Origin of the sequence: Burkholderia sp. AU45388 (assembly GCF_030481585.1) — a bacterium.
GTDB lineage: Bacteria > Pseudomonadota > Gammaproteobacteria > Burkholderiales > Burkholderiaceae > Burkholderia > Burkholderia sola.
On the sequence record NZ_JAUJPV010000033.1, the window covers coordinates 34,248 to 41,600 of the forward strand.

8 protein-coding genes are annotated in these 7,353 nt (G+C 66.1%); 1 reads left to right on the forward strand and 7 read right to left on the reverse strand.

The genetic code is table 11. The annotated features are described in order from the left end of the window. Positions 1 to 27 precede the first annotated feature (27 nt). From QZM72_RS33185 to QZM72_RS33210, 6 genes are all read right to left on the reverse strand, one after another. The gene (locus tag QZM72_RS33185) at positions 28 to 1,299 is read right to left on the reverse strand and encodes a hypothetical protein (protein ID WP_301740220.1); all 1,272 of its coding nucleotides are present in this window, start codon (positions 1,297 to 1,299) and stop codon (positions 28 to 30) included. Beyond that, positions 1,296 to 2,063 (reverse strand): outer membrane lipoprotein-sorting protein, encoded by a 768-nt coding sequence (locus QZM72_RS33190; protein WP_301740225.1) that lies wholly within the window; start codon positions 2,061 to 2,063, stop codon positions 1,296 to 1,298. Before QZM72_RS33190 ends, QZM72_RS33185 begins: the two co-directional genes overlap by 4 nt. Before the next feature lie 127 nt (positions 2,064 to 2,190). Beyond that, positions 2,191 to 3,333, reverse strand: coding sequence for a DJ-1/PfpI family protein (locus QZM72_RS33195; protein WP_301740221.1), 1,143 nt, complete (start codon positions 3,331 to 3,333; stop codon positions 2,191 to 2,193). A gap of 59 nt (positions 3,334 to 3,392) precedes the next feature. Then, the gene (locus QZM72_RS33200; protein ID WP_301740222.1) at positions 3,393 to 3,827 is read right to left on the reverse strand and encodes a FixH family protein; all 435 of its coding nucleotides are present in this window, start codon (positions 3,825 to 3,827) and stop codon (positions 3,393 to 3,395) included. Positions 3,828 to 3,888: 61 nt separating this feature from the next. Beyond that, the gene (locus QZM72_RS33205; RefSeq protein WP_089470958.1) at positions 3,889 to 5,280 is read right to left on the reverse strand and encodes an ABC transporter permease; all 1,392 of its coding nucleotides are present in this window, start codon (positions 5,278 to 5,280) and stop codon (positions 3,889 to 3,891) included. Next, entirely contained in the window at positions 5,277 to 5,987 is a 711-nt protein-coding gene (locus QZM72_RS33210; protein ID WP_089470957.1) for an ABC transporter ATP-binding protein, read from the reverse strand. The genes QZM72_RS33205 and QZM72_RS33210 overlap by 4 nt, the downstream gene beginning before the upstream one ends. Before the next feature lie 75 nt (positions 5,988 to 6,062). Between QZM72_RS33210 and QZM72_RS33215 the strand changes: the two genes are divergently transcribed. Further along, the gene (locus QZM72_RS33215) at positions 6,063 to 7,043 is read left to right on the forward strand and encodes a thioesterase II family protein (protein ID WP_301740223.1); all 981 of its coding nucleotides are present in this window, start codon (positions 6,063 to 6,065) and stop codon (positions 7,041 to 7,043) included. A 50-nt stretch (positions 7,044 to 7,093) separates the two neighbouring features. Here the strand turns inward: QZM72_RS33215 and QZM72_RS33220 are convergent. Continuing rightward, the coding region (locus QZM72_RS33220; protein WP_301740224.1) for a DUF3400 domain-containing protein at positions 7,094 to 7,353 on the reverse strand (260 nt) is incomplete at its 5' end.

Below are 7,353 nucleotides of genomic sequence, written 5' to 3' on the forward strand. Positions count from 1 at the left end.
CTCCTTGGAGCAGGTGGCGCTGCCGCGTCACAAATAGTGCTTGACGAGCAACTGGAAGAGATTCGACTGTGGCAGCGCGCCGTATTCGGTCGACGACGCGCCCGCATTGATCTGCCATTGCAGCGCGACATCGGTTCTGGCGAAGCGATAACGCGCCTCGAGCCAGGTGAGCCGGCTGCGATCGGCGAGATTCAACCGCACGAAACCGGAGAGATCCAGACGCGGGATCCACGCGTCCTGCCACCTGACCATCGCGAAGAGCCCGTCGCGGGTCGTGGGATCCTGCTGGGCGGCCGCGAGGGTTCGATACGCGGCGTAACCGGCCGGCGGGCCATTGCGCAGCGCCTGCCAACCGGCACGATCGAGCGCGGCGCCGTCCCGGTCATACTCCAGCGTGACGGACAGATTGCGCGACGTCGTGCACGTCGCGCCGGTGGCGAGTTTCCAGCGGAACGCGACATCGCTGTACGGCTGCCCCAGCGCACGTGCCAGCGTCGACGGACCTCGCCCGCCCGACCACTCCACGTATCCGACGCACGCATTGTTGACGAGATGGACCAGGTTGACGCCGAATTGCGGCGAACTGCCGGGCTTGCCGTCATCGTAGATCATGATTTGCGGCGACAGATCCGAGACGACGCGCTGGCTGAACTGAAGCATCCAGCGCGTGCGCTGGTTCGTCGCGCCGAAGTCGGGCGAGAACGATGCGTCGGTCGCGCGATCCGCGATCCGCGGCGCGACGAGCGCGCTGACGGAGCCGTCGGCCCACAATTGCTGGCCGCGCAGCATCACCGTACCGAGCCGGTTCTCGCGCAGGCTCGCGGGATCCACCGAGGTCACGGAACGGACGGCGTTGTCGCGGAAAAAGTCGGTGGGGTTGTAGCCGGTCGCCACGCCGAGCCGCACATTGACGCGGCCGGCCTGCAGCAGCGTGCTGCCGCCGCCAACGCGGCCGTCCACATACAGTTCCTTCAGCGTGTTGATCGCGCCCGAGTCGCCAGCGAAGCGCCACGGGCCGTTCAGGTCGAGTCGGTCGGCAAGACTGATGCCCCAGCCGTTCGAGAATGCATGACGCGCCGTCAGGTCGAGCGACAGCCGCGTGGCCGTCCGCGTGCCGCCCGCGCGCAAGGTGGCGAAACGCAGGCCCGGTTCAAGACTGAACTGGTACTTGCCGTCGTCGACCTTCTGCACCGGCGTCGCGTCGGCCAGCGCCAGCCCGGCCTCTTCCGCGTCGTTGGCATGGCATACGCTCGCCATGCCGGCCAACGCGATACAGGCGATGCCGATGCGCGTCATCATTCAGGTTGGAAACGCGCCATGAAATCGGACTGGAACCACGCATCCGGAATCTCCCGCGCCACGTAGTCCGCATATCGCATCACGGTCACGAGATTCGGATTGAGCCCGTCGATGATCACGATCTCGGTGGGCCGCAACGCACCGAGCTGCTGTTGAAAGCGTCGATAGAACGCCGTCTTGAGAAGCTTGCCGCTCTCGCTGAAGAAACGTGCCTTCACGGGTCGCGCGTCCGTCGTGTCGATCCACATTTCGATCGAGTGATACGTCATGTCGGATACGCTCTGGACCAGCTTCAACCGGTAGGCGCGGCGCGTCTGGCGCTCGCCGTCCTGCACGTCCTCCTCCGCCTCGACCTGGGCACGATATCCCTGGGCGAAATTGACGGTGACCACGTCGCCGTTCGACGCCTGCCCGAGCAGCCGTTGCTGCGGCGAAATACGGATGGTCGCCTTGCTCGCCGGATCGAAAAACCACAGATCGTTGCCGCTCTTGAGCATCAGCTTGTTCGCATCGCGTGCCGGCGCGGCGAAGCGAATCAGGCTGCGAAACTGACCGCTCGCCGGGTTGATCCGCGAATAGGCGGTCAGTGCGTTCGAATCCGTTTGCTTGCCGTCGGTGTACTGCGTCAGCGTGACATTCAGCGTGAACGGTTCGCTCGGGTTGCGAACGGCATCGCTCGCGGCGAGGATGCGTTGCGGATCGGGCGCGGCGTGTGCGGTACAGCAGGCGAGTGCGAGGATCGCGGCGGCGCCCAGGCGCGCCATCGAATGCGTCTGCATCGGAATCTCCGGGGCAAATACGGAATGACAGGGACGAGTTCGGCTCCCACCCGAAAACGGGTGGAGAACCGACAGGCTTGGGGAGGAACGGGTTGACGCTGCGGAGTGCAGCTCAGTAGCCCGGATACTGCATCTGCAGTGCGACCCATGCGGCCGTGCGCTTGCCGAACTCGGACGAGATCGCGTTCAGCGATGCATCGAGCGCATGCAACGGGTAGCGCGTGATCGGCGCGGACAGCATCCGCGTCGGCGCGTCGACGCCGGTCACGCGGTCGGGAACGATCGTCAGCCCACGCCGGGTGCGCACGGGTTCGCGGTTCGCGGCCACCGTGTAGGCGGTCGAGCGGAACGTCGTGGAATAGGCGTCGGCCTCGAGCACGAGCGCGATTTCGTCGACACCCGGCGCGATCGGGATACCGAAATCCTCATGCGACCAGAACGACACGTAGTTGGTCGCGATCGTCGCCATCGCCGGCAAACCGAGGTTGAAGCGATCGCTCGCGATCTCGGACGACCATGCAGGCCGTCCGAGCCGCTCGCCGACCTGCAGCGCGCGTTCGCGCCCGGCGAGCGCCTCGACGAGCGCAAGCGATACCGGGATCGTCGCGGTGACGCCGGTCGTCGTGACGACCTTGCCGTCGGCAACGTAACGCTTGCCGTCGACCCAGCGCGTATCGGCAAACTTCTTGCGCAGATCGTTCATCGAATACCAGTGCCCCGTTGCACGGCGGCCTTCCAGGAGCCCCGCACGGGCGACCACCCAGACGCCATCGCACACGCCGATGATCGTCGCGCCCTTCTTCGCCTGCTCGGCCACCCATGCCAGCAGCGCCGGATCGCTGTCGCGATGCACGGCCGGCACGATCACGTAGTCCGCGCCTTCGGGCACGCGCTGATCGAACTGGGCGGTGGTTTCGTCCGGAATGACGTTCATCGGCGCCGGGAACATCCGGATGGGGCCGGGCTTCGTCGCGAGCGCGACGAGATCCGCCGCGCCCGATTCGGCCACGATGCCATAGGGAACGACGTAATCGGTCAGCTCGGTATAGTAGTTTTCGCCGACGACGGCGACGATCGGGCGCGTGCGCCCGAAGCGCGGCTGATAGGCGGGCAGCCGGTCCGCGCGTGCCGCCGCGGGCACGGCGGCGGCCGGCGCCGATGCTTCGCTCGCCGGCCCCGCATGGGCAAGGTTCGCGATACCCGATGCAAACGGCGCGAGCAGCAACATCATCCAGTACAGCATGACTTTTCGCATTGAAGCCTCTCCGTGTAGGGAACTCATCCAGTAATCAGGCGCGGCGCCCGTGTCGACCGTCACGACGCCACCGCCGGCGGCAACACGACGTTGAACGTCACGTCGTCGTCGCGCTGCGCGTGCCGGACCTTCAGCGTGATCGTCCACCAGCCGGGCATGCTGAACTTCATCCCTTGCAGCCGATACGTTCCGTTTGCGTCGCCGTCGACCACGCGAGGGCGCGTCGGCAGGCCGTGCCCGTGCTGAGGCATCCCGCCGCTGACTTCGATGCGCGCACCGCGCACGGGCTCGCCGGATGCACGGTTCACGGTAACGGTCCACGCATGGATCCGGTTCAGCGGCGGCGGAGCCGTCGGCGGTTCGAGCGTCACGACGTACGCACCCGACGCCGTCGCTCGCGTCAACGACAGATTCAGACCCGCGGGAACCGGCTGCTCGGCCGGCGTGCCACATGCGCCGAGCATGGCGATGCCGCTCCCGGCGAAGGCTAACATGACAATCCGCCGACGAATCGATTTCATCGACATTTCATCGACGCCCGATCCGATCGTTCGATCACGCATAGCGGAGCGCATCGACGATCTCCATCCGCGACGCGCGGCGCGCGGGCAGCAACGCGGAAAGCATCGCCACCACGAGCAGGCCGATCGCGGTACCGACGATCAGGTCGTTCTCGCCCCACACACGAATGATCAGCGGCACCGGCGAGCGGCCCGGCGGCGTCCACGTCAGCCCGCTGACGTTGATGACGCCGGCGAGCAACGCCGCGCTGGCGACGCCGAGCACCGCGCCGATCACGCCGAGCAGCAACCCTTCGCACAGGAACAGGCGACGGACGCCCGCGCGGCGCAATCCCATCGCGCGCAGCGTGCCGATTTCGACCGTGCGCTCGAACACCGCCGTGCTCATGGTGTTGCCGACGGTGAACAGCACGATCGCGGCGATCAGGAGCGCGACAAAACCGAACAGCGTCGCGAACATCGCAAGCGCCTGACCATAGAACGGGTTCAGCACCGTGTAATCGACGACTTCCGTGTCCGTACCGGCGAATTTCGTTTTCAGCAGCGTCTCGATCCGGGCCTTCGCGGCCGGCAAATCCGACGTATGGCGCAACTGGACGACGATCGCCGTCGCCTTCGGCTGCTCGGTGCCGTAGACGAGTCGTTGCGCTTGCGCGAGATGCAGGCCGACGTACATGTCGTCGTATTCCTTGATGCCCTGTCGCTCCGCCTTCACGACCTGCAGTTCCGCCACGTTCGGCGCACCGCGCGCGGTCGCCGCGAGCAGTTCGATCCGCCGGTCGCCCGCCGCGGCAGCCGGCGCCGCGCGCGTACCCTCGGCAAGGGCCGCGATGTCGCCCGGAAGCGGCGAGGCGGGCGTGGTGTCCGTGGGCTTCCTGGGCGGGTTGCAGTCGGGCACCTTGAGCGGCCCGCACAGTTCGAGCACCCGCGCGAGGCCCGTCCCGATCACGGCTGCGTCGCCGGTCGTTCCGGTCAGCGCCATCGGCGGGATCGTCACGGGGAAGTGATAGTCGTTCCAGGCGCGCATCCGGTTCTGGTCGTCGACGCGCACGCCGAGCGCGAGCGCGGTACGCGACAACCCCGCGTCGAAATTGCCCGCGATACCCTGCAACTGCAGCGTGGGCGTCGCGACGAGCACCATCTTCGCCAGTTCCGGATCGGCCTTCACGGCGTCGATGATCGCCGCGTAGTTGTCGATCCCGTACGCGGAAGGATTCCCGCTGCCGAACTCGTAGAACCCCTTGCGTTCGATCTGCAGGTGGCCGCCGTATTTCACGTAATCGGTTTGCAGACCATACGTGATGTTGCGCGTATAGCCGCCGAACAGCAGCACCGCGTGCGCGCCGACGATCATCGCGAGCAGGGTCGTGATCGAGCGGCGACGATTGCGCAGCAGATTGCGGAGCGCGAGCGAAAAAGTCTTCATGCGAACGCCTCCTGGTCGGCGGAGCGTGTCACGTCGGACACGATCCCGTCGGCAATGTGGACGACGTCGTCGCCTGCCGCGATGACCTGCGGATCGTGCGACGAAATCACGAACGACACGCGCCGCTCCCGTTGCAATCGCCGCATCAGCGCGATGATCTGCTGACCGGTCTTGCTGTCCAGATTGGCGGTCGGCTCGTCCGCCAGCACGAGGTTCGGCGACGCGACGAGCGCGCGTGCGATCGCGACGCGTTGCCGCTGACCGCCCGACATCTGCCCCGGACGATGCTGCGCCTTGTCCGCGAGGCCGACCGCATCGAGCATGTCGCGCACCCGCAGCGCACGTTCGGATTCCGTCAATCGCGTGCCCGCGAGAAGCAGCGGATATTCGACGTTTTCGTGCGCCGTGAGCACCGGCAGCAAATTGAAGTTCTGGAAGACGAAGCCGAGCCGTCGCGCACGAAAATCGGACAGCGCGTCGTCCGACAAACGACCGACCTCTTCGCCCGCCACGACGATGCGGCCGCGGTCGGGCCGGTCCACGCATCCGACGAGATTCAGCAACGTCGACTTCCCGCTGCCGGAAGCACCGGCGATGACGGTCAGTTTTCCGTCGCGAATGTCGAGCGTGACGTCGCGCAGCGCGGTCACGTTGACGGAACCCATCAGATACGACTTTTCAACGGCTTCGAGTATTACGGCGTTCATGGTCTCGATATACGAAGTTGGCAGGCCGCGACAGCACGGTGCAAGACGATCGCGCAGCGCAGAATACCAACTTGCATGCAGGGAAAAACCTGTTCGTTGGGGCAGCATCCGGGCGCGAACCCGATGCCGGGATCATATGTCGCGTCCCGCATTCGAGAACAATCACGGCCGGGAGGGATCGTCAACCTGTACCGTCGGACGGCACACGTCGCCGGCCCTTGCGATTACGCTGCACCGTCATCGGCGCGCCGCCCCGGATCGGATCGCGGCCGCGACGCGTCACGACTTCCGCTCTCAATCGGCATGCCAGTCAAGATAACGCCCTGGTTCATCCTGCATCGCCCGCAACCCGCGGCCACGCACCGGCTGTTCTGCTTCCCGTATGCCGGTGCCGGTTCGCTGCTCTATCGGCGCTGGGCGCTCGATCTGCCCGACTGGATCGAAGTCGTGGCGGTCGAACTACCGGGACGCCAGACGCGCTTCTCGGAAGCGCCCCCCACGTCGCTGGATGCGATGACGGATGCGTTGGCCACCGCCGCGAACGGGTTGCTCGACAAGCCGTTCGGCACCTTCGGATACAGCTTCGGCAGTGTCGTCGGGATCGAATGGCTGAAGGAACTCGATCGGCGACGGCTTCGCGGGCCCATTCACGCATTCTGCGCGGCGCACCGCGCACCGCATGTTGCGCCTCGTCCGTTAGCGCTTCATCGATTGCCGGAACCGGACCTCATCGATTGGCTGAAGACGATGGGCGGCACACCGGATGCGTTGCTGTCGGAGCCGGACTGGCTTCGGCATTTCCTGCGCGCGCTGCGGGCCGATCTGGCGCTGGCCGAAGGCTATTGCACCGACACGCCTTTCGCGTTGCGGTGCGGGCTGACCGTATTTGGCGGGCTGCACGATCCGCATGTCGATATCGACGCGTTGCGCGAATGGCGCCGCTACAGCGACGGGCCGTTTGCGCTTCATCGGTTCGACGGCGATCATTTCTTCATCCATGCCAGGGAGCGCGAACTCCAGGATCACGTTGTCGCGACGCTGGCCGCACACGCATAGTCTCGATACAGCGAACCGGTCGCGCCCGCGTTGTTCGCGAGGTCGTTTCCTCACAGCATCACGCGCTCGATCCCGCCATGGTTGGCCCGTGCGACATAATCGGCCATCCAGTTCTCGCCGAGCACCTGGCGCGCAATTTCGACCACGATGTAGTCGGCCTCCAGGTTCGCGTCCTCGTTGTAACGCGACAGCCCCTGCAGGCACGACGGGCAGCTCGTCAGGATCTTCACGTCCGGGCCGTTCGTGCCCGCATTGGCCGGCGCCGGCGCGTCGCCCGCCACCACCGGAATCGCGCGCAGCTTCGCCGCGC